Genomic DNA, 21468 nt, shown 5'->3' on the forward strand with positions numbered 1-21468 from the left:
AGCCGTTGACGATCACTCCCCCGTCCGGGAAAGTCGCCGTGGTCGGGGCCGGGGCGAAGAACTTGGGTGGTCTGATCAGTCGCACACTGGCCGAGGCAGGCGCGAAGGTCGTGGTCAATTACCACTCGGACGGCAGCAGGAACGACGCAGAGGCCACGGTGAAGGCGATCGAGGCCGCGGGCGGCGAGGCGGTGGCCGTGCAGGGCGATCTGGCCAGCCTCCCAGATGTCGAGCGAGTGTTCGCCACCGCGAAGGAACAGTTCGGTGGTGCCGACATCGCGGTGAACACCGCGGGCATGGTACTCCGCAAGCCGATCATCGAGACCACCGTGGCCGAGTACGACAAGATGTTCGAAGTGAATTCGAAGACCGCGTTCTTGTTCATTCGCGAGGCCGGGAAGACGCTGAACGAAGGCGGGAAGGTCATCAACGTCGTCACGTCGCTGCTTGCGGCGTTCACCGACGGATACGCGACCTACTCGGGCGGCAAAGCCCCCGTGGAACAGTTCACGCGTGCCGCGGCCAAGGAGTTCGCGCCGCGCATGATCTCGGTGAACTGCGTGGCGCCGGGCCCGATGGACACGCCGTTCTTCTACGGGCAGGAGACGCCCGAGCGGGTCACCTTCCACAAGTCCCAGGCGGTGGGTAACGACCTGACGAAGATCGAGGAGATCGCGCCGATCGTGAAGTTCCTGGTCACGGACGGGTCGTGGATCACCGGTCAGACCATCTTCGCCAACGGCGGCTACACCGTCCGCTAGCGCGTCGGCCGGACTGAGGAGCCGTCACCATGGCTGCCATCAGCGATCCCGTCGTCCGTGTCGTGGTGGCCGCCATCAATGCGGGCGCTCACTCAGGCTTTCTCGCTCTGCCGGCGCCTGACGCGGCCATGCCCGACGATGGAACTGACCGCGACCTGCACCACTGGTTCGCGCGCGCCCGAGGCCACCACGAGGAGACTGCACGCCGCGAACTGCACGGCATGGGAGGCTGGTTCGCCACCACGCCGGCGGGCGCCACCGCCAAAGGAGCCGCGCCGCAACGCTGGAAGATGGCCGTCACTTCGGCCTTCGCCATCGCACCCCTGACCGTCGCCTCGACCCTGCTCATCTCCCCCACCTGACCCAGTACGCCCCACCGCCAGACCCTCGCCGGCGATCCGGCCGCCGAGGTGGGTGACGAAGCCCGCCTTTGCGGCCGGATCGTCGTTTTCAGGTCCTGTGGGTGGCCAGCCGTTCCAGCCACTCGCGCAGCAGGGCCGTCTCCGTGCGACTGAGGGCGGTGGGCCGCTCGTCGAGTGCGGCGTTCAGGGCGAGGGCGTGCACGGCCACCGTGGCGTCTCCCGAGTCGGGTCCCGTCGACTGGGGGCCGGCGAGCCGAAGGTCGGTGGTCAGTGCGGCCAGGACGGTGTCGCGCACGAGGCCGGACAGGCCGGGGTCGCGAGCATCGGCGGGCGCGGAGATCAGGGCGAGAGTGACGCCCGAACTGGTGGACTGGATCATCTGGGCGGCGTCGTCGACAGGGATGCGCAGGCGCCCCGCACGAGCGGTGCGCTCGACCATGGCACGGAGCATCGCATACGCGTCACCGGCGGCTGACGGGCGGTGGCCTGGACGGACAGTGCCGTACATCAGGACGTAGAAGGCCGGGTGAGTCAAGCCGAAGTCGACGTGCATGTCCCAGCCGCGCCGCAGGTCGTCCACGGGGTCGCCGGTCGTGGCCATGGTGTGCTTGTCGGCCAGATAGCGCTCGAAGCCGTAACCGGCCACGGCGTCGAGCAGCCCGTCCTTGTCGCCGAAGACCCGATAGAGGGTGGGGGCCTGCACGCCGGCCGCGGCACCGACCGCCCTGGTCGACAGTGCCTCGCTGCCGCCCTCCGCCAGCAGGCGTGCGGCCGCTCGGAGGATGCGCTCGCGGGTCTCGGAAGATTTTTCGGCACTCATGGAATCAACGCTACCGGAGACACGTTAACGTCGACTAATCACCGCTAACGAAACTCGGTTAGCGACTAGGCCTTTCGACGCTATCACTCTCTGTGAACATGCCGTTCTCGGCACCTCCAGCCCCCGCGCCTCTCCCTCCAGGGCGCAGCTCAAGGACGCTACCCAACATCAGGCAGGGTGTTCGCCAGGTGCCGATGCCACCGTGTGCGACGCGTTTTGTGGCCCGCCGACGCCTCTCATGTCTCGTACTTTCGGTCGGCCGGACCCGCCCGTATGCCCGATACGCCTACGCCCGCCGCTCCCTACGGTTGAGTGCAGGGGCGGGTTGCGGCGGATGTTCGCCGCCATGGCAGAGGGGGCCTGGATATACCAACGCGCACCGTCGCACTCTCCCGAGGAGCCTCACCTTGTCCGCTCACCTGATCGCCGACATCGTCATTCCCAGCCGCCCCAAGGCCGTCAGCCAGGCCCGGCGGGCACTCGCCGCCCTCGTACCCGACTGCGAGACAGCCGACGACGGACGCCTGCTCATGTCCGAGGCCGTCGCCAACGCCGTCGAACACACAGAGAGCACGGACGTACGCGTCGTCATCCGGCACGAAGAAGCCGCCGGCCGGCTGGTCTGCGCCGTACACGACAACAACCCTCAGCTGCCACCCTCCGCTGCCGACCAGACCTCACGGTACGGGTGGGAGGAGGAGGCCGAGTCCGGGCGCGGCCTGGGCCTCATCAAGGCACTCAGCCAGTCGTGGGGCTTCAGCACAGACGGCTTCGGCAAGTGGCTCTGGTTCACCCTGGACTCCCGGCCCGCCGTGTGAATGACAGCGCAGCAGTCGGCGGACGGCTGGGTGTAGCTTTTGGGCATCTACGCACGGATTGCTCCGGGAGCCGAAGTGACCATCCGCGTTCTGATTGCCGACGACCAGGCGATGGTCCGCACCGGTTTCCGGCTGCTGCTGCAGCAAGAGCCTGACATCGAGGTGGTCGCCGAGGCGGCGGACGGGCCCGAAGCACTCGAGGCGGCCCTGCGTCTGTCACCGGACGTGTGCCTGCTGGACGTACGCATGCCGGGGATGGACGGTCTCGAGGTGACCCGGCGACTCAACGGACCTGAGGCGATCGACCCACCGCGGGTCGTCATCGTGACCACGTTCAACCAGGACGAGTACGTGTACCGGGCACTGCAGAACGGCGCCTGTGGATTCCTCCTCAAGGACGCGGGGCCCGCGCTGCTGATCGCGGCCGTGCGGTCTGCCGCGGCGGGCGACGCATTGATCTCGCCCTCGGTGACGGTCCGCCTGCTGGAGCGGATGGCGTCAACCGGCACAAGCGGCGCCCCGGCACCCGACGAACCTCTCACCGACCGGGAGACCGAGGTCGTACGGCTGATGGCGGACGGTGCGACGAACCAGGAGATCGCCGAGACACTCTTCGTCTCCCTGTCGACCGTCAAGTCACACCTTTCCAACGTGCAGGCGAAGCTGGGAGCCCGTAATCGGGTGGAGATCGCGGCCTGGGCCTGGCGCAGTGGCCTGGCCGGCGATTCCTGAATCGCACCATCAGCCACTGCACGACGCGACAGTCCCCTCACATTCCGCCGGTCTCCCCCGCCGGCTCGGCGGGCAGAACCGCCTCGACCTGCCAGCCGCCCTCCAGCTGGGGGCCGGCGACGAGGTGGCCACCGAGCAGTTCGGCGCGTTCGGTCATCCCGAGGACTCCGAAACCTCGGCCTGCGCCGCCCGGGGATGAAGTGGCGGACTTCGGCTGACCATCGTCGCGAACGACCACCCTCACAGCGGCCGTGCCCTCGGGGCGGATGTCGACCGTGACGGCGGTGACCCCGCGGCCGTGCTTACGAATGTTGGTGAGGGCTTCGCGCACGATGCGGTGAACGGTGGCCGCGAGTGTCTCATCGAGACGCTCGGACAAACCGGGAGCCAGGCGCAGGGTGGCCGGCGGGCCGGTGCGGGCGAAGGCGTCCACGAGCTCACGCACCTGCTCCATGCCGGCGACCGGCTCGTCGGGAGCCTGTGCGCGCAGCAGGCCGACGAGCCGCCGCATCGCCGCCAGGGCCTCTCCACCCTCCGTCTCGATGGCCTTGAACGCCTCGACCGCGGCCCGGTCGTCACGGGCGGTCACGCGGCCTGCCTGCGACAGGACCACGATCCCGGCGACATGGTGGGCGACCAGGTCGTGCAGTTCCCGCGCCAGATCGCGCCTCTCGTCCGCCCGCACCGCCTCCGATTCGACGACCCGGCGCCGGTCGGCGGCGCGGAGCGACAGCGCGTTGGTGGTGACGAGGGCCGTCAGGGTCGCCGCGATCAGCGTGAACGGGCCGGGGTGTGCGTCCCGGACGGGCGCGGTGATCGCCGCGACTGCCAGGGCGGGCCCCAGCCTGGCAGCGGTCCTCGGCGCGCTGCGGCGGAGGACGGGTGCCAGGAGCAGGAGGAGCGCTACGCATTCCCCAAGACCCCAGTCACGCAAGCTGTGATCGAAAAGCAGCAGCCCGACGGTGGCCGAGAGGGACAGGACGGCGGCGACCGTACCGCGAACTTCCAACGGAACGCGGGGCAGTGGAATCGCGCAGATACACACGGCGACTCCGGTCCCCAGGGCGATGGCTCGCTGGGCCGTGGGCTGGTTGGTCAGCACCACGGCTTCCGCGGCGATCAGCCCGAGGAGGAGAACGGCCACCAGGCCGATGGCGACCCGCACCCATGCGGGACTGTACGAGATACCGCGGCGGGCAACGGGAGCCGAGTCGGGCGCGGCGGTGCGGGGGAACATGCGGCTCCAGGGCGGGCCTCCCATGACACGCTGCCCGATCCACGCGCGCAAGGAGCCGCCCCGGACAGGCCAGAACCAGGTGCGGAAAGGTCGGGCAGCAGGTGCACGGCGGAGAGCGGAAGAACGAGCTACGCCATTGCTGCCGCTGGGATCCCTGATGGTGCAGCGGGGCTCAGTTATGCGGATGCTCTGCGGGCGGAAGGGCTCAAGGTCGGTCTCTACTACTCTCATTCTGACTGGTACCACCCCGACTACGCGAGCGTGGTCCACCCGCAGCCGCCCAATGACGACGTAATCACCAACCGCTTCGTCGCACCCGAGGGCGGCGTCGAGAACCCCGAGACCTGGGCGCGCTATCTCACCTACCGTGACGGACAGGTCGGCGAACTCGTCGCACGCTTCCGCCCCGACCTGCTGTGGTTCGACGGCGAGTGGGAGCGCAGCGAGGACCAGTGGAAGATGCGGGAGCTGTCCGAGAAGATCCTTGCGGGCAACCCGGACACCGTCCTCAATGCACGCATGCTCAGCTATGGCGACTACGCGACGCCCGAGCAGGGCGTTCCGCTCGCCTCCCCGGACGGGCCATGGGAGCTGTGCCTGACCGTCAACGACTCATGGGGCTTCCAGCACCAGGACACGAACCACAAGTCGGTGCGCCGGCTGGTGCGCTACTTCGCCGAGACGATCGGCATGGGCGGCAATCTGCTGCTGGACGTGGGCCCTCGGGAAGACGGGACCATCCCGCAGGAGCAGATCGATCGCCTCGAAGGGCTTGGTAGCTGGATCGCCCGGCACTCCCAGGCCGTGTACGGCACAGTGGCCGGGCTGCCGGCCGGGCACCACTACGGGCCCAGCACCCTGTCCGCCGACCGGCGCACGCTTTACCTGTACTGCTTCGACGCACCGCGCGAGACCATCGGCATCCGTGGACTGCGCAATCCCGTCAAGCGCGTGAGCGTAGTGGGGCCTTGCACGGAGCTGGGCCATCAGGTCACCGGCGGGCTCGGCGAAGTGCCCGGCGTGCAGTGGATCGACGCACCCGCGGCCGGGGACCTGGATGCGTACGCCACCGTGCTGGCCGTCGAGCTGGAGGGCGAGATCGACCTGTATCGGGGCACGGGACGCGACTGACTCCACCGGCGCATACGTCTGCCCTGCCTTCCTGTAACGCGAGGCAGGCAGGGCAGCTTCGTCCTCACCCAGTACCTGCGCGGATCGCTCGTGGGGCAGCGCCCAGTTCACGACGGCAGGCCTTGTTGAATGCCTGAAGGTCGCCGATGCCGACGGCCGCCGCCACAGTCGGGATCGGCAGGGTCGACTCGTGCAGCAGATGGAGGGCGCGCGCCATGCGGCGCCCTCGGACGTACGCCACTACCGTGCCGCCGGTCTCTGCGCGGAACAGCCGGATCAGATGGTTGTGAGAGACCCCGGCGGCTGCGGCCACGTCCGGCACGCTGAGCGGCCCCGCCAGGTGCGACTCGATGTGCGCGACGGCCACCGCGACGGAGGCATGCGGCCGCCCCGCGCCGCTCTCCCCCGATCCCCGGCCCAGCTCGGCAACCCGCCACAGCACCGACCACACCTCGGCAGCCGCCTGCCGCGGATTGCGCGGGGCCGCAGCGACCGCCTGCAGCAGTTGCTCGGTCAGGGCAGGGGTCGTGGTACCGGCGTCCTGCACGGCTGGGATCATCAACGCATCGCCGGTGCGGGGCAGTTCGAGGTGGGCGAAGAGATGCTCGGACCGCCCGCGATAGCGGTACTGCACCACGGCCCCGGGCGGCACCAGGCTCACATACCCCGGCCGGATCGCGAACGCCTCCCTGTCGACCGTCAATTCGGCGGTGTACTGATAAAGGTGCAGCTGCCACAGGTCCGGCAGCCGGAAGACATCGCGCAGTTCGCCCTCACCGTGCACGTTCCGTCCGACGACAGCCACCCGTGGTGGCTCGTCCAAGCTGACCCGCACGTGTCTCCCTATGAGCATGGTGAATCCTAACCAGCTGTGCCGTCGAACGGCCGCCGCGCCCCGGCCAAGGGGGATGCGACGTGGTGTCGGCTCTGATCCAGCTTGTCTGTGAGCCGGGGCGGTGCGTGCCACGATGAACGCATGAGCGATGAACGCCGGAGCCTACTGGCAGACAAGACGCCCTTCCCCTACGATCTCGACGCCAGACTGCGCGCCCAACTCACCTTCCTCGTAGAGGTGGACCGCCTCAAAACCGTCCTCCGTCAGTCGCCTCTCGCCGCAGCGGACCGCCGCGAGAACGACGCAGAGCACTCATGGCACCTGGCGATGATGGTCGCGATCCTCGCCGAACACTCCGACCAGCCCATCGACGTAGGACACACCATTCAGCTCGTCCTGCTACACGATCTCGTGGAGATCTACGCGGGCGACACCCCGCTGTACGACAGTGCCGCGGGTGTCGACCAACAAGAGCGGGAAGTCGTCGCGGCCGACGAACTCTTCACCTTGCTTCCCACAGACCAAGCTCAGCGCATGCGGGCGCTCTGGGACGAATTCGAGCAACGCCACACTCCCGAAGCCAGGTTCGCCAAGGCCATGGACCGGCTACAGCCACTGCTTCTCAACTGGATGGCACGCGGTGGCACATGGCGCACCCCAGGCGTCACCGCCGACGATGTCCGAGCCCGCAAGGCGGTGATCGGAGACGCGTCCTCCTCGCTGTGGAGGGCCGGGCGCCGTCTCATCGACGAAGGCGAGACGCGCGGCTGGTCGAGGAGTGCGGAACCCAAGGTGTGACGGGTGACCGTGACAGCCAACACCCCCTTGAGCATCCGCCTGTGATCACTGCACCGACCCCCACGCTCACGGCCACGAGGCAGAAGCGTTCCCCAAGGCCGTCGCGAAGATCACCGCCGACTAAGAGGAACTGCCGGCGTTCTACGACGTCCCGGCCGAGCACTGGATCCACCTGCGGACCACGAACCCGATCGAGTCGACCTTCTGCACCGTCAAGCTCCGCACCAAGGTCACACGCGGCGCCGGCAGCCCGGCCGCAGCCCTCGCGATGGTGTTCAAGCTGGTCGAATCCGCCCAGGCAGGCTGGCGGGCGATCACCGGAGCCCACCTCGTCGTCCTGGTCCGCGCCGGTGCGAGGTTCGAGAACGGCCAGCTCGTCGAACGACCCGACGCATCAGAAGGCGATCAGCAAGTCGCGTGACCAGGGCGGCCGTGAGACCGGTCGGGCATGCCGGTCAGCGTGAACTGCCGGTCAGGTTCGGCTGCTTGACGGAACGGGGTGCATGGACGGACTCAGACATGCAGCGTGGGCCGGTAGATGAGCTCTTGGATGTGGCCGTCGAGCGTCCGGTGTTCGATCAGATCGAGGTCGAAGTCTGCCGCGCCCTGGAAGATCGGTGCGTCGCCGGTCTGACCGCTGATCACGGGGAAGATTGTGAGCTGGACGCGGTCGACCAGGCCGGCGGCCATCAGCGCCCGGTTCATCGACAGGCTGCCGTGCGAGCGCAACGGCACCTCGGACTCCTCCTTGAGCCGGGCGACGACGTCAACAGCGTCACCGCTCACGACGGTCGCGTCCGGCCAGTCGAGGGGCCTTCCAGAGTGGTCGAGATCACCGTTGTCGGCAGGTGCTTCATCCGGGTGTTCACGGGGTCGCTCGCTTCAGACTTCTCGGTGATCGAGCCAAGGTACTGCAGGAACAGCCGGAAGGTGTTCGCTCCGAGGACCAGCCGCAGATCCTCGCTGTACTGGACGAGGCGACGGTCCAGGAACTCAGGTCCTTGCTTTCCCCAGTAGCCGCCCCAGTCACCGTCATCGTTGTAGGAGCCGAAGCCGTCGAGGGTCGAGAAAACGTCGAAGGTGTAGGTGGCGGTCATGATGCGCTCCTCGACGGCGGTTGATCGGGTGTGTGGATACAGACTGGACACCACGGCAGAACTCATCGACTCCTGAAGTCCGGCCGCCCCGGATCCGGCCTCAGGACTCGACCATGGCCATAGCGGTGGCGAGGACCAGCGTGGTCAGCGACACAGCAGGCGGGAAGAAGAGCCTGGCACGCCGATCCACAGTCTTGAACATTCCTCCATTCGTCAGATCTCCAGCGCCGTCAAGCCATCTGCCCCTCAGATCCACCCCTGCAGCGACCTCATGAAGCCGTCGAAGTCGTCACGATGGATGCTGTGTCCGGCCCCGCTGACGGTTCTGACTTCGAAGCCCCTCTCAGCCAGGCGACCCGAGCCTGCCGGAGAGATCAGGGAGCTCTGTTCAGGCACCAGAACCAATGAGGGAACCACCGGCCGTGCCGGCGTCCGGTCGACCGCATGCACACCGAAGACCGCATGCGCGGTTGCCGGATCCCAGGCCGCGAGCGTGGCCAGCTCGACATCAACGTCGGCTTCGTCCCAACGTGGATTGAGAGTGGAGATCATTTCGCGGGTCGCACACTTGAAGTCCGTGAAGACGGAAGGACCTACACCCTCTTGCTGCTTCAGCGCCCATGCGGGGTCGCAGTAGACGGCGCGTAGGGGAGCGATCCGTTCGACTGCCAGCGCCAGCGCCGTACCGCCCAGCGAGTGCCCTATCGCCAGGTCCAGGCCCTTTGGAAAGGTTTCGGTGAGGTCCTCGGCCCAGCTCTCGGCGCTGTAGTCTCCACGCCCGCTCGCGCCGTGTCCCCGAAGGTCGACCCCGATAACTCGGTAACCCCGATCCGCGAGTGCTGGTCCGACTCGGCGCCAGGTCCTGTGGTCCGACATGATTCCGTGGACCAGGCCTGCAATCCGGTCGCCGGTCCCCCACTCCTGCGTGTGCAGCTTCATCGAGACACTCCTCCAGGCTTGCGTCCGGGCGTCCTCATCATCGAACCAGCTCGCCGATCACCCGTATTCCCTTTGGCGCTGTTGCGGCTGCTGCTCAGTTTTGCCGTCCTGGCACCGATTTCGCTGTACAGGGCGCCTTCCGCGGGCTGCGGCAACGGCTCGGCTCGCTAGTGATCTTGGGGCTCGCCATGGCCGTGCTGCCCCTTTCTCTCATCGCCGCCGGAGAGCAGCACATCGACTCTGGAACGGCGGCACTTCTCGGTGCGGGAATGGTTCTGCTCGGTTCTCTCTCGTAGGCGGTCGGCGTGAACCTCATCCGTTACAGGTTCGCCGGCTACTCACCACTGGGCACCACGGCCGCCGCCCACGGCATGGCCGCAGTCGTCCTGGCCCCATTCGCTCTCATGGACGGCGGCGTGGTCGTCGAGTCGGGCCACCCGAGAGACAACCTGACACAACGGGAGATCGCTGCTGCCGACCTCAGCGGTCCGTGTCCCCCGCCCCGAACAAGCCCGCCACATCCACGGGATGCCCCGTGACCAGCGACTCGTTGCCGGCGATACCCACCGCCAGGGCAAGCGCACCGTCGCGCGCCGTGGCGCCCTTGCCCGCTGCCGGAGCCGCGCCCTCGTCGGAGCCGTCGCCGAGCGGGCCGAAGAGTTGCTTGAGCATGCGCAGATCGCCGCCGCCGTGCGAACCCGGCGCCACCTCGAAGCCGACCTCGCGCGGCTCCTGCCACAGCGGGCGAAGCAGGATACGGGTGCGGCCAGGATTGGCCATCACCACGCCGCCGTGCGAGGCCTTGCCCGTGGCTGCCGCGGTGCGCGGGGCCTGCCAGGTGTTCTCCTCGACCTCCAACTCCAGTCGGCCTCCAGTGCCGTTGAACATGACGCGATAGCCCTCCCACGGTGCGTAGGCGGTCAGGTGGTACGTCATGGTGGCGCCCGTGTCGTAGCGGACCAGGACCGCGAGGTCGTCCTCGATGTCGATGCCGTCGCCGAACACATTGCGGTCTCGTACGTAAGAGTCGCCCGCGGCCTCCGCGTCCAGGTACAGGGTGGCGAGAGCGGGGTCCTGCGCCAAGTGGATGGCGAACGGGTCGGCGGTGGCCGCCGCCGCGCCGTGTGCCCGTTCGTAGTCCCGGCGCAGTCCGGTCGTCTCGCCGTTGCCGCGGCCGTAGAAGACGAGCCCGCCCTCGGCCATGACGCGCGAAGGGGCCGCGTTCAGCCACCAGTTGACCAGGTCGAAGTGGTGGCCCGACTTGTGCACGAGGAGCCCGCCGCTGTGTCGCTTCTCGCGGTGCCAGCGGCGGAAGTAGTCAGCGCCGTGGCGCACGTCGAGGAGCCACTCGAAGTGCACGGAGCGCACCTCGCCGATCGCACCGCCGGCCAGCAGCTGCCACACCTTTTCGTGGGCCGGGTTGTAGCGGTAGTTGAAGGTGACGGACAGGTCGCCGCCGGTGCACTCGACAGCGCCGAGAATGGCGCGGCACTTGGCGGCATCGGTCGTCAGGGGTTTTTCCGTGACGACACGGCAGCCCGCTTCCAGCGCGGTGACGATGTAGCAGTGGTGGGTGGCGTCGACAGTGGTGACGACCACGTCATCGATCCGCTCGCGGTGGAGCAGGTCCGCGAAGTCGTCGGGCGCTGTGGCCGTCGCTTGCGGGCGGCCGAGGCCGGTGAGCAGTCGGTTGTGGTGGGCGATACGCGTCGGGCTGGGGTCGGCGAGCGCCACCACGTCGTAGTGGGGGCGGGCACCGAGGGCTCGGGTGTACATCTGGGCACGGTGTCCGGTGCCGACGATGGCTGTGCGCCGAGTCGTGAGGGCGGGCAATTCGGTGTTCCTTCCGTGGGACGGGCCGGTGAGGCGGCGGACGATCAACTCTCCGTCGAGAGGGCACGCGCACGCGGCGTCCGCCGCACTCGACACGGTGCGTGTCTGCCCGGCTGTCACCTTCGTGCTCGATCATCTGAGGCAACCTCCCCTGGGGCAGGGTGACTTCGCATCCTGGGCTCGTCCCGTGCGGGAGCTGGCCGCCGAACCGCGGATGGTGTGCAAACTATCGGGTCTCGTCACCCTGGGCGGCTGTGAACCCAGCCTCGAAAGGCTGCGCCCGTACGTCGAGTTCGCAGCGGCGGGCCTGGTCCTGGCCACTGCGGCGGCGGCGATCGACCAGGCCCTGCGGGACATCAAGGAGCCACGGCCTGCATTACCACACCGGTTATGCCGGGCTGCCCCGGGGCGAGATGGCCGACTGCGTACGGGACCCCGCCCCGCTCACCCCGACGGAAGGCGCGCTCCCGCTCCCTACCGGACCCGGCCTCGGCATCACCGTCGACGAAGCTGCCGTGGTCGCCCAGAACGTCGGCTGGAGCCATCCGGACGCGGTTTGGCGGCATGCGGAGGGGCGGGTCGCTGAGTGGTGAGGGCTCGCACTTTCCCCGGCGGTACTTGGCCTTCGGCAGCTCGACGCTGGTCGGTGAGGGCCCCGCGCCATCGCATGCGAGTCCGGACACACCACTTCAGCAGGCCGCTGATCCGCACCTCATTTCCCACTCGGCGTGAACGTCGAGTCGAAGCTCCACTCCCCCGACCCCACCTCGTACACCGCGACCCCGTCCTCCGTACGCACCAGCCGCGCGCCCGGGTCCGCCTCGACCTGCCCCGCCTTGGCCGGGACATGGACCTCGGCCGTCGTTCCGGCCGGGACGGTGGCCGTCAGGCGGTAGTGCGAGCCGTTGAGGTGCCAGCTCGTGCGGACCGTTCCGTACGGTGTGGTGTACGAACCTGCGGCCGAGGTCAGGTCGCCCAACACCGCTGGCGCGATGCGCAGTTCGCGGTAGCCGATGCTGCCGGGCCGCTGCTCGATCCCGGCGAGACGGGCGGTGAACCAGGCGTCGATCGCGCCGAGCATGAAGTGGTTCTGCGACTGGCCGGGGCCACCGTCCCAGGTCTCGCCGAGGGCGGTGTTGCCCGCCTCGACCTGATAGCCGTAGCTGGGGCTCGTCGTCTGCGTGGCGATCTCGTACACGATGTCGTCACGGCCCGCCTCGGACAGGACGCGCAAGGCGGCGGGCAGGGAGATCTCGCCGAGGACCAGGTGATGTCCGGCGGACTGCACGCTGTCGATGAAGTGCTTGAGGACACGGTCGCGTGCGGACTGCGGTATCGCGCCCATGTCCAGGGCCAAGGCCTCCGCGCCCTGGCCCCCTCCGCCGAACGTGCCGGTGGCCGGGTCGTAGAACTTGTCGGAGAGGGCCTTCGCCACGGCGTCCGCCTTCTCCCGGTAGCGATCCGCTTCGTCCCGCTTGCCGAGGACTTCGGCGATTCGGCTCATCGCGTCCACCACCCGCCAGTAGCCGTAGGTGCCGGCGACCGCGCGGGGGAAAGTGCGGTCAGGGGTGATCCAGTCGCCGAGACCGTAGTCGAGGATGCCGTCGGAGACCTTCTGCTCCAGGAACGTCACGTACTGCTTCATCTGCGGGTAGTAGGTGCGGAGCGTCTCCTCGTCTCCGTACGTCGTGTAGAGCTGCCAGGGGACGAGGACGAACGCACCGCCCCAGTTGGCGTCGTTGCGGTAGGCGCCGGAGAGTTCGACGTAGTCCGGGACCGTGCTGGGGATCAGTCCTTCCGTCGTCTGGGCATCCGCCATGTCCCGCACGATCTTGCGCAGATAGGAGCCCATGTCGTAGTTGGCGGCGAGGGAGGGGAAGACGAGCTGGTTCTGCTCGAGCCAGCCGAGCTTCTCGCGGCTGGGGCAGTCCGTGAGGACGCTCATCATGTTGCCCTCGATCGAGCGGCGGATCAGCCCGTGGATGCCGTTGAGCAGGTCGTCGGAGCTGGTGAACGTGCCGGCGGAGGCGTTGTCGGTGTGCAGGACCTTGCCGCGCACGGAGACGGTGGCGCCTTCCGGCAGGCCCTTGAGTTCCAGGTAACGGAAGCCGTGATAGCTGAACTTGGGGTGCCAGGTCTCCGGACGGCCGCCGCCCTTGGTGGTGTAGCTGTCCCACAGGGGAGCGCCGACGTTGCTGATGGACTGGAAGGCGTGACCGTCCTTCAGGCTTTCGGCGGGGTAGATGCGGACGGGGGTGCCTGCGGGGGCGGTGACGGTGATCTCCGGCCAGCCGGCGATGTTGCGGCCCAGGTCGAAGACGCGGCTGCCGTCCGCGCCGTCGACCTCCTTGCCCTGCAACGTCTCCATGACGCGCACCGGCTCGGTCTCGCGCGCGCTCAGCGCCGCCGGTTCCTCAGCGCTGCCGGGCTCGCCCACGGTGGTGGCGGGCGACCAGGACGAGCGGTCGCGGCCGGGCTCGTCCCAGCCGGGCAGCTCGCGGCGCGCGTCGTAGTCCTCACCGCCGTACCAGTTGGACGAGGTCGTCGGGCCGAGCGTGGTGCGCCAGTCGGAGCCGGTGTTCACGCGGCGTACGGTGCCGTCGTCCAGGGTGACCTCCAGCTGGGCGACCAGTTTGGGGTCGCTGAAGTTGCCGTACCACTTGCGGTAGCGATCAGCCGTGCTCACCACGTTCGAGGCGCCGTTGCCGAGCTCGACGGCGAGGGTGTTCCCTCCCTTGCGCAGCCGCTTCGTGACGTCGTACGTGGCGTACTGCACGCGGTCGGCGAAGTCGGTGTTGGCGGGCTCCAGAACGGCGTCCCCGACCGGCTCGCCGTTGAGGCGCGTGTCGTGGATGCCCAGGCCGGCGACGTAGAGCCGGGCGCTGCGGATACCTCTGGGGAGGGTGAAGTCCTTGGCGAACAGGGGCAGTCCGGAGGGCAGGTAGGGCTCGGGCGGCTTCTGTCCGGTCACGGCGGCCGCCTTCGCCCAGGGGCCGTCGGCGGCGTCGGCGGTCGAAACGGCGTAGTCCACGGGGAAGTTGGGGACCTTGCCGGTGTCCGTGAGGACGTCGGCGCGCGGGTAGAGCACCACCTGATCGAAGGACTTGGACTCCTTCAGGTCGAGCGTGAGGGGGATCGGCGAGCCGGACACGTCGGGGTCGGTGTGCGGCTTGCTCGCGTAGCCGGCCTCGCGCACGAGTGCGCTGTTGGTCTCTCCGTCGACGGCGAGGCGCGGCTCCCACACCTTGCGCACCTCGCCGCTCTCGGACGCGGTGACGCTTGCGCCCTTGGCGTGGTCGGTGTCCGGTGCGTCCGAGTCGCGGACCTCGATCTCGCCCAGCTGGAGGCGCCAGATTCGACTGTCGGGTGTGTCTTCGGCGAGCGGCAGGCCCAGTTCGGTGACATCGAGCCGGACGTAACGGGCCGTGGTCTTCGGCAGGGCGACGACGACGGGTTCTATCCTGCGCTTGCTCAGCCGCCAGTCGTCATGGGTGATCCACTGTGCGGACCAGTCGTCGGCACGGGTGAGCCCGGTCTCGAAGGCCGAGGTGTCGCTCCAGGCGGAGGGCGTCCCCGAAGCACCGGTCCACAGCTGGACCCGCCAGTACACCCGGTCGCGGGACCCGAGGGCCTTGCCCGCGTACACCGAGCGCGGGGCGGCGGAACGGACCTTGCCCGAGTCCCACAGGTCGGGCCGGCCGTCCTTCAGCTTCCCGGGGCTGGTAGCGGCCTGGATCCGGTAGGCGCTCTGGTCGACGTTGCGGCCGTGCCCCTTCAGCTGCCAGCTCAGGTCCGGGGTCGTGTCGTCGATGCCGAGCGCGGTACGCAGGTGCTGGGTCTGCAGGGCGATCGCCTCGGCGCGTCCGCGCGAGGGCGCGGCGCCGGCGGGCACGGCGGACGGCACCACGGTGGCCAGGGCGGTCAGTGCGGTGGCGAGGGCGAGGGCGTGTCTGGTGCGTGCTCGCATGGATGATGTGGAGTGGACGGACATACGGGTCTCCAGACGGGGTCAGCCGCGGGGCAGGTCGACGGTGAGGGGCCGGTGCGGGCGCAGTGTCACCGGTCCGAGAAGCCCCGAGGGCAGGGGCTTTTTGCGCTCGTTGGACAGCGTGTTGGAGACGCGTACCGCGATGTGGTTGGTCCCTGCGCGCAGCGCGTCGGTGACATCGACGCGGTAAGGGGTCCAGAGCAGCGGCGGCAGGACCGTGCCGTTGACCGTCACCCGGGCGACCTCGCGGACCGTGCCGAGGTCGAGGTAGAGGCGGCGTCCGCGGACGGCCGCGCGGTCGAGGTCGAAGTCCTTGGTGTAGGTCGCGCTGCCGGAGAACAGCGGGGCGATGTCGCTCCAGCTGGCGAGCGGCCGCACGACGGGCTGAGCGTCCGGTTGGTCGAGGGTCAGCGTCCAGTCGCCGTCGAGCGCGATGGCCTCGAGCGGGTCGGTGACGCGGGCGGTGGCGCGGTAGGTGTGGTGGCCGTGGCTGCCGGTCAGGCGCCAGGTGCCGGGGGTGTCGGCGAGGGCGGCCACCCGCAGGACGCCGTCGTGGGCGGTGACGGAGGTGATGGGCAGGGAGCCGGCGTCGGTGAGGTGCGGCAGCTGCGTCTGGCCCGCGCGGAAGACCACGGCGAGCGTCTCGTACGGGCCGAGGCGCAGTGGCACCTGTACCCCGTCGCCGGGCCGCTCGGGTGTGCGGAACTCGGGCGCGGGCCGGGCCGTTCCGGTCGCCGGGTCCCACCACTGCGGTGTGCCGCGGGCGGGCAGGGTGGCCCAGGTGTCGACGGGGGTGGCGCTCTCGTTGTTGAAGAGGAAGGCGATGTCGTCGTCGCGTGAGGTACGCAGGACGCGGACGGCGGGCGCGGCGGGTTCGAGGACGGCGGCGCGGACGCCGGCCTTGCGGGTGGCGGCGTCGAGTCCGTCCACCGTTTCGATCCGTACGGCCCGCTGGTTGTCGAACAGCTCGCCCAGTGCGCGCCGCAGTGTGTCGTCGTGTCCGTCGGCTTCCCGGCCGGGCTCAGTCCCGACGGCCACGACGGTCCCTCCGGCGCGGGCGAAGCGGGCCAGCGCACGGGCGGTTTCCACGTCGAGGACGGGGGTCTCGGGCACCACCACCAGGTCGTAGCGGGCCTTGCCCACGGCGAGCCGCCCGTCCTTGACGACGGCCGGGCACAGCAGGTCCGGGTCGCCCGCCAGGGCGCCTTCGTGGAGGAGGTCGAAGTCGACCTGGGCGCGCTCCAGGGCGTAGGCGGTCTGCGCGAACGCGCCGTCCACCGCACTCTGTTCCTCGGTGCCGGTCATGCCGGCCAACTGCTCTGCGGCGTACTGCGGTTGCAGCAGGGCGGTACGGGCCAGAGAGGTGCCACGGGCCAGTTCCATGACCCGGCCGATCCAGTCGGCGACCGGGTGCATCGCCCACCACCACGGGGCGCGGGGACCGAACGGCGGCGGAAAGTAGACGTGGGTCTCGTCGGTCCACAGCGCGTGCAGCACGGTCAGGTTGATGCCGCGGGTGGCGAAGGCGCCGAGCAGCGCGTGCACGAACTCGGGCGCCACCTGCCAGCCCATGTTGCCGAACGCCTCCATCAGGGCGCGCTCGCGGCCCGTCTGGTGGGCCACCGAGGCGGGATTGCGCGGGTCCATGCTGGGCTCGCCGAGCACGTACTCCGCGGTGATGCAGTCCCCGCCGGGCACCTGCGCCCACTGGTTGACCTTGTGCAGGTCACCGGTGGAGACGATGCGCTTGGACGGGGACGCCTCGTCGTACAGCGGATTGGTGATCAGGCGGACGCCCCGGTCCGCGTACCAGTGGGCCTGCTTCTCGAAGTACTTGGCGAAGCGGTTGGAGACGGCCCGCCAGTAGCGGCCGCGCAGGATCCGGCCTGCGGCGCCGAGGTCGTCGTGGACGCAGGCGTAGGCCTTGCCGGGTTCGGCGCCCACCTCGTGCAGGGCGTCGGCGAGCGTGGGCGACCAGGGCAGGCGTTTGAAGGGGTGCGGTCCTGCGGAGGCGATGAACGGCTCGTCGTCCCAGAAGCCGGGCATGACGGTGCCGAAGTAGCGGGCGAAGCGACGGTGGTACTCGCCGGGGACGGCGTCGAGGAACAGCTCGACCGGCTCGTCGTCCAGGAGGTCGAGATAGCCGCGGGTGTAGCCGGAGCTGTCGTCGGAGAGCACAGCGCCGCCGAACAGGTCGATCTGCCAGCGGCCCGCCGGCACCTGCCAGCCCCTGCCGTCCCGCAAGTCGCCGGTGAGCTCGACGAGTTCGCCCGCGTCACCCGAGCCTGCCGGGCGGGCGGCCGCGGCGGCGGGGCGGGGCGCACCGTCGGGGATCGGCCGGGTGTGGAACTGTCCGGCGGCGCCCGGGTCGTCGTAGGCGGAGCTGTACAGGGCGGTGCCGTCGGCCGCGGTGACGGTCAGGTCCTCCCACAGGCCCCGCTGCTCCGCGACGGCGCGCACGCCCACGCTGCCGCGCGGGTGTGCCTCGTCGGTGACGGTGCCCTTGTCCTTGCCGTCGAGGGTGACCGACAGGGTGGTGCCTCGCACGGAGACGGCCAGGGCGTGGAACTTGGTGCGGTTGAAGCCGTCGGTCCGGGTGCTCTTGGCCAGCTCCTGCGCACTGCCGCCGGTCAGGCGGGAGATGGTGACGACGCCGCTCTGGTCGAAGGCGACCGCATAACCGTCGGCGCCGCTCTGTGAGGCGCGCACGACGAGCCCGGCGGCCGCCCACTCGGCCTTGGCGTGGCCGTTCACGTCGTAGTCCGCCCAGTCGTCGCCGCCGTGCAGCACGGCGGCCCCGGCGAGTACGGCGGCGTCGGCGACGAGCCGGCCGGAGTCGACCGCGACTCCGGTGGTCTCGAGCAGGTCGGCGCGCGCGGGCCCCTCGACGACCGTGGTGGATCGCCACAGCCCCTTCAGGCGCAGCTCGGGGCGGGGTTCGTAGGTGCGGGAGCCGACCTTGCCGCCCTGGGCGACCAGGTAGCCCGCCCGACCGCTGGGGAAGTGGTTGTCGTTGAACAGCCACACCCGCATGCCGGTGCGCTCGGCCTCCTCCAGGACGTGTCCGACGACGTCGAACCACTCCTCGGTGAAGAAGGCGGGCTGCATCTCCTCGTTGTCGTAGGGGAAGACGACGACCTCGTACATGCCTTTGTCGCGCAGGTCCGCGAGCTGGGTGTCGACCAGTTCGTTCGTGACGGGGCCGTTCCAGTACCAGTACACGGCGGGGCGGCTGTCGCGGCGGGGGTCGGCGAAGGCGGCGGGGCTGAAGCCCCGGGAGGGGGCTGCGACGGCGGTGCCGCCGAGGGCTCCGCCCCCGATCGCGGCCGCCGTCATCGCGGCGCCGGCGACGAACTTGCGTCTGGACAGGGGGAATTGAGGCATGGGAGAGCTCATTTCGGACGGTCGGGTGCGGGTGTCGACGCGTGTGCTGATGTCGACGCGTGTGCTGGTGCGGGTGCGGACGCACGTGGCAGCGCCGCGACAGGGCGATGGGGAGGGTCAGGTGTGGGCGAGGCCGGCGACGTCGTCGGCGGACAGTGCCCGGTTGTGCAGGCGGAAGTCGCCGATGGCGCCGTGCAGGAAGGGGTGCGTGGAGTTCTGCGACCGCCCCAGGTAGTTCCGGCTGGTGGCGCCGAGCAGCAAAGGGCTCATGACCAGGGCGTCGTTGCGGCCGGCCTCGGCGCCGTCGACGTAGAGCACACCCGTGCCGCCACCGGTGCGGCCGTCGGCGCCGCCCTGGAGGGTGACCGCCACGTGGGTCCAGCGCCCTTCGGGCAGGGGTCCGGGGGCGTCGATGACGTCCTCGCCGTCCATGCCCGCGATCTTCAGTGCGGCGCGGGCGCGTCCTGAGCCGGTGCGCGGGGCGAGGTAGAAGTACGTGCTCTTGTGGAAGCCCAGATCGAAGATCCGGGCGGAGTTCGCGAGGGAGTCGAGACGGAACCAGGCGCTGACGGTCAGTTCCACGAGTCCGGTGATCAGACCGGGCGGCAGCCCGATATGGCCGTCCACACCGTCGAGTTCGACAGCGGTGCGCCCGTCGGCGGTCCAGTGAGCCCCGCCGGTGAGGGTGGCCGTCCCGAAGGTGCCGGTGCTGTCCGCCGTGGTGGTGCCGTGGCCCTCGGCGAGGGCGTAGCGGGCGATCTCCCGGGCCGGGCGGGGACGGGGCGGCACGGTGAAGTAGACGTTGTAGTGCTGGTGGTGCACGCGGTGGAACGGCAGCAGCGGCACCTCGGCGCCCTCAACGATTGCTCTGAACTCGGTCTTGCGTCCGGCGACTTGACGCCCGGATGCCGGGTCGATGCTCGGTATGGTCGGCGAGTCGGTGGCGCCGAACGCCCCGGCCAGCACGACGGGACCGTAGGAGAGAGCCTTGACGTGCGGATTGTCCGGCGCCGGCCGCCAAGTCGGCTCCATGGCAAGGGTGAGTTCGACGGTGTCGCCGGTGCGCCACAGCCGGTCCAGAGTCAGGTAGCTGCCGGGGCGTGCGTCGACGTCGGCGCTTCGGCCGTTCACCCGCACCCCGGCTCGACGACCGCGACCACCCTCACCCAGCCAGCCGGGGACGCGGATCTTCACCTCGAAGCGGCCGCCGCCGGCCACGACGGTGAGGCGGATGCGCTCCGAGTCCGGCAGGTCGGCCTCCTGCCGCAGGGTCACGCCCCGGTCCTGCCAGGTGACTTGGGACGGGATGAAGAGGTTGACGTACAGGGCGTCATGGGTGTGGGCGTAGATCGTGTCGGCGAACTTCGTCTGGGTCTCCAGAGCGGTGCCGTGGTCGCAGGAGAAGTTGTCGTAGTCGCTGCTGTAGCTGCCGGGAGCGGCGCCGAGGCCGGACTTGGGCCGGCGCTGCGAACCGGCCCACAGCCCCGTGTAGTACGTCACGTAGCCGTGCTCGGAGTCGGGGTCCTGCTCGCCGAGCATCTGGTTGAGCAGGGTCCACTCGTAGTGGTCCATGTATGCCGCAGTGTCCGGTGCGTGCAGGAACAGTTGCCTGCCGAGCTTGAGCATGTTGTAGCTGTTGCAGTTCTCGCAGGTGTCCTCCGACAGTCGGCTGACGATCTCGCCGGGCGGGCCGAAGAACTCCAGATTGGAGTTGCCGCCGATGACGTACGAGTGGTCGCTCACCACGGTGCGCCAGAAGTACGAGGCGATGCGCAGATAGCGGGCATCGCCCGTGGCCTCGTACTCGTGGACCGCCCCGACGATCTTCGCGAGCTCCGTGTTGGCGTGCCGTCCCGCGAGTTCGTCGCGGCCCTCGGCCAGGGGCCCGTACAGGTCCTCGTGGTCGAAGCGGCGTGCGGTGCGCAGCGGTTCGGGGTCTCCGGTGGCCAGATGCAGCCGGGCGAGGACGTCGTTCATACCGCCGAACTCGACCTTCAGCGCCGCCTGCATCGTCTCGTACGAAAGGGCGGCGGTCCGCCGCTCCACCCAGCCGGCCATGCCCCGCAGCACATCCAACGCCTGTGTGTTGCCGCTGAGTTCGTACTGATCGAGGAGCCCGGCCATGATCTTGTGGAGGGTGTAGTACGGCGCCCAGGGCTTGCCGCCGGCCTCCAGGTCGTCGAAGACGTCCTCGGGGAAGGCGGACAGGTAGCCGGGCGCGAAGCCGGCGGCGGGGGCAGCGGCCTGGCACTCGGCGAGGGCGGCGACGATCCGGCCGGCTTTGGTCGCATACGCCGTATCGCTGGTGTTCGCGTGGGCGAGCGCCAGGCCGGAGAGCAGGTGTCCGGTGGTGTGGCCGCGCAGCAGCACGTCCGGTGACTCCCAGCCGCCGCAGGGCTCGGCGCCGGAGGGCAGCGAGACGTTGGTACGGAAGGTGTGCAGCAACCGGTCCGCGTCGACGGCCAGCAAGTAGGCACAGGTGCGCCGCATGTTGGCACGGAACGGGCTGTTGAGGAGCGTGACCGCGCGCAGGGGGAACGGCGAGAGCGGCGCACGTGCAGGACCTCCGACGGCGGCTGAGGGCTCGGCGGTGGCGCTGCCTCCGGTTGCGAGCGTCGCCGCGGCGGCGCCCACCCCCGCGGCGACCATGAAGTTCCGCCGGGTCAGCTGGTGTCCAGGCATAACGATGCGGCTCCTTAGAACCTGCCGGATGGGTAGTTGAACGAGTGGTTA

The 21468-nt window shown here is 69.5% G+C and carries 14 protein-coding genes and 3 pseudogenes; 8 read left to right on the plus strand and 9 right to left on the minus strand.

What is annotated here, in order from left to right:
- Positions 1-5: 5 nt before the first annotated feature.
- Entirely contained in the window at positions 6-761 is a 756-nt protein-coding gene (locus tag ACWIGU_RS04420; protein WP_454397338.1) for an SDR family oxidoreductase, read from the plus strand.
- Between the two features lie 29 nt (positions 762-790).
- Positions 791-1123 (plus strand): hypothetical protein, encoded by a 333-nt coding sequence (locus ACWIGU_RS04425; RefSeq protein WP_454397339.1) that lies wholly within the window; start codon positions 791-793, stop codon positions 1121-1123.
- Positions 1124-1211: 88 nt separating this feature from the next.
- On the opposite strand, the gene ACWIGU_RS04430 is transcribed toward ACWIGU_RS04425, so the two are convergent.
- Entirely contained in the window at positions 1212-1943 is a 732-nt protein-coding gene (locus ACWIGU_RS04430) for a TetR/AcrR family transcriptional regulator (RefSeq protein ID WP_454397341.1), read from the minus strand.
- 407 nt (positions 1944-2350) lie between these two features.
- On the opposite strand from ACWIGU_RS04430, the gene ACWIGU_RS04435 reads away from it, so the two are divergent.
- Positions 2351-2761 carry an ATP-binding protein gene (locus ACWIGU_RS04435; RefSeq protein ID WP_454397343.1) on the plus strand — a complete coding sequence of 137 codons (411 nt, stop codon included), beginning with the start codon at positions 2351-2353 and terminating at the stop codon, positions 2759-2761.
- A gap of 75 nt (positions 2762-2836) precedes the next feature.
- The gene (locus ACWIGU_RS04440) at positions 2837-3493 is read left to right on the plus strand and encodes a response regulator (protein WP_454397345.1); all 657 of its coding nucleotides are present in this window, start codon (positions 2837-2839) and stop codon (positions 3491-3493) included.
- Positions 3494-3530: 37 nt separating this feature from the next.
- Here the strand turns inward: ACWIGU_RS04440 and ACWIGU_RS04445 are convergent, their stop codons facing one another.
- Positions 3531-4730: a sensor histidine kinase gene (locus ACWIGU_RS04445; RefSeq protein WP_454397347.1), complete on the minus strand. Its 1200-nt coding sequence runs from the start codon at positions 4728-4730 to the stop codon at positions 3531-3533.
- Between the two features lie 177 nt (positions 4731-4907).
- Here ACWIGU_RS04445 and ACWIGU_RS04450 point away from each other — a divergent pair.
- A pseudogene (locus ACWIGU_RS04450) lies at positions 4908-5861 on the plus strand (alpha-L-fucosidase); the annotation flags it as partial.
- A gap of 64 nt (positions 5862-5925) precedes the next feature.
- Here the strand turns inward: ACWIGU_RS04450 and ACWIGU_RS04455 are convergent.
- Positions 5926-6714 (minus strand): helix-turn-helix domain-containing protein, encoded by a 789-nt coding sequence (locus ACWIGU_RS04455; protein ID WP_454397349.1) that lies wholly within the window; start codon positions 6712-6714, stop codon positions 5926-5928.
- A gap of 123 nt (positions 6715-6837) precedes the next feature.
- Between ACWIGU_RS04455 and ACWIGU_RS04460 the strand changes: the two genes are divergently transcribed.
- Both ACWIGU_RS04460 and ACWIGU_RS04465 read left to right on the plus strand, forming a co-directional pair.
- Positions 6838-7494: an HD domain-containing protein gene (locus ACWIGU_RS04460; protein ID WP_454397351.1), complete on the plus strand. Its 657-nt coding sequence runs from the start codon at positions 6838-6840 to the stop codon at positions 7492-7494.
- An 88-nt stretch (positions 7495-7582) separates the two neighbouring features.
- Positions 7583-7915: pseudogene (locus ACWIGU_RS04465) on the plus strand (transposase); the annotation flags it as partial.
- 92 nt (positions 7916-8007) lie between these two features.
- On the opposite strand, the pseudogene ACWIGU_RS04470 reads toward ACWIGU_RS04465, so the two are convergent.
- From ACWIGU_RS04470 to ACWIGU_RS04480, 3 genes and pseudogenes are all read right to left on the minus strand, one after another.
- Positions 8008-8591 (minus strand): annotated as a pseudogene (locus ACWIGU_RS04470) (dihydrofolate reductase family protein).
- A gap of 246 nt (positions 8592-8837) precedes the next feature.
- Complete coding sequence (locus tag ACWIGU_RS04475; RefSeq protein WP_454397353.1) at positions 8838-9530, minus strand: alpha/beta fold hydrolase; 693 nt, start codon at positions 9528-9530, stop codon at positions 8838-8840.
- A 480-nt stretch (positions 9531-10010) separates the two neighbouring features.
- Complete coding sequence (locus tag ACWIGU_RS04480; protein WP_454397355.1) at positions 10011-11363, minus strand: Gfo/Idh/MocA family protein; 1353 nt, start codon at positions 11361-11363, stop codon at positions 10011-10013.
- Here ACWIGU_RS04480 and ACWIGU_RS04485 point away from each other — a divergent pair.
- Complete coding sequence (locus ACWIGU_RS04485; RefSeq protein WP_454397357.1) at positions 11332-11949, plus strand: amidohydrolase family protein; 618 nt, start codon at positions 11332-11334, stop codon at positions 11947-11949. The two genes, ACWIGU_RS04480 and ACWIGU_RS04485, sit on opposite strands and share 32 nt — an antisense overlap.
- Positions 11950-12075: 126 nt before the next feature.
- Here the strand turns inward: ACWIGU_RS04485 and ACWIGU_RS04490 are convergent, their stop codons facing one another.
- The 3 genes from ACWIGU_RS04490 to ACWIGU_RS04500 all read right to left on the minus strand — a co-directional run bounded on the left by ACWIGU_RS04490 (position 12076) and on the right by ACWIGU_RS04500 (position 21417).
- On the minus strand, positions 12076-15330 hold the full coding sequence (locus ACWIGU_RS04490; RefSeq protein ID WP_454397359.1) for a family 78 glycoside hydrolase catalytic domain: 3255 nt from the start codon (positions 15328-15330) through the stop codon (positions 12076-12078).
- 42 nt (positions 15331-15372) lie between these two features.
- On the minus strand, positions 15373-18735 hold the full coding sequence (locus ACWIGU_RS04495; protein ID WP_454397361.1) for a glycosylhydrolase-like jelly roll fold domain-containing protein: 3363 nt from the start codon (positions 18733-18735) through the stop codon (positions 15373-15375).
- Between the two features lie 117 nt (positions 18736-18852).
- Positions 18853-21417: a beta-L-arabinofuranosidase domain-containing protein gene (locus ACWIGU_RS04500; RefSeq protein ID WP_454397363.1), complete on the minus strand. Its 2565-nt coding sequence runs from the start codon at positions 21415-21417 to the stop codon at positions 18853-18855.
- Between the last annotated feature and the right edge of the window lie 51 nt (positions 21418-21468).

Source organism: Streptomyces sp. NPDC055400 (assembly GCF_053644375.1).

What these genes read in the sequence shown, in the direction of transcription:
- ACWIGU_RS04425 (WP_454397339.1), top strand. Translation starts at nt 791, where the DNA reads ATGGCTGCCATCAGCGATCCCGTCGTCCGTGTCGTGGTGGCCGCCATC.
- ACWIGU_RS04430 (WP_454397341.1), bottom strand. Translation starts at nt 1,943, where the DNA reads ATGAGTGCCGAAAAATCTTCCGAGACCCGCGAGCGCATCCTCCGAGCG.
- ACWIGU_RS04445 (WP_454397347.1), bottom strand. Translation starts at nt 4,730, where the DNA reads ATGTTCCCCCGCACCGCCGCGCCCGACTCGGCTCCCGTTGCCCGCCGC.
- ACWIGU_RS04455 (WP_454397349.1), bottom strand. Translation starts at nt 6,714, where the DNA reads ATGCTCATAGGGAGACACGTGCGGGTCAGCTTGGACGAGCCACCACGG.
- ACWIGU_RS04460 (WP_454397351.1), top strand. Translation starts at nt 6,838, where the DNA reads ATGAGCGATGAACGCCGGAGCCTACTGGCAGACAAGACGCCCTTCCCC.
- ACWIGU_RS04475 (WP_454397353.1), bottom strand. Translation starts at nt 9,530, where the DNA reads ATGAAGCTGCACACGCAGGAGTGGGGGACCGGCGACCGGATTGCAGGC.
- ACWIGU_RS04485 (WP_454397357.1), top strand. Translation starts at nt 11,332, where the DNA reads ATGGCTGTGCGCCGAGTCGTGAGGGCGGGCAATTCGGTGTTCCTTCCG.
- ACWIGU_RS04490 (WP_454397359.1), bottom strand. Translation starts at nt 15,330, where the DNA reads ATGCGAGCACGCACCAGACACGCCCTCGCCCTCGCCACCGCACTGACC.
- ACWIGU_RS04495 (WP_454397361.1), bottom strand. Translation starts at nt 18,735, where the DNA reads ATGCCTCAATTCCCCCTGTCCAGACGCAAGTTCGTCGCCGGCGCCGCG.
- ACWIGU_RS04500 (WP_454397363.1), bottom strand. Translation starts at nt 21,417, where the DNA reads ATGCCTGGACACCAGCTGACCCGGCGGAACTTCATGGTCGCCGCGGGG.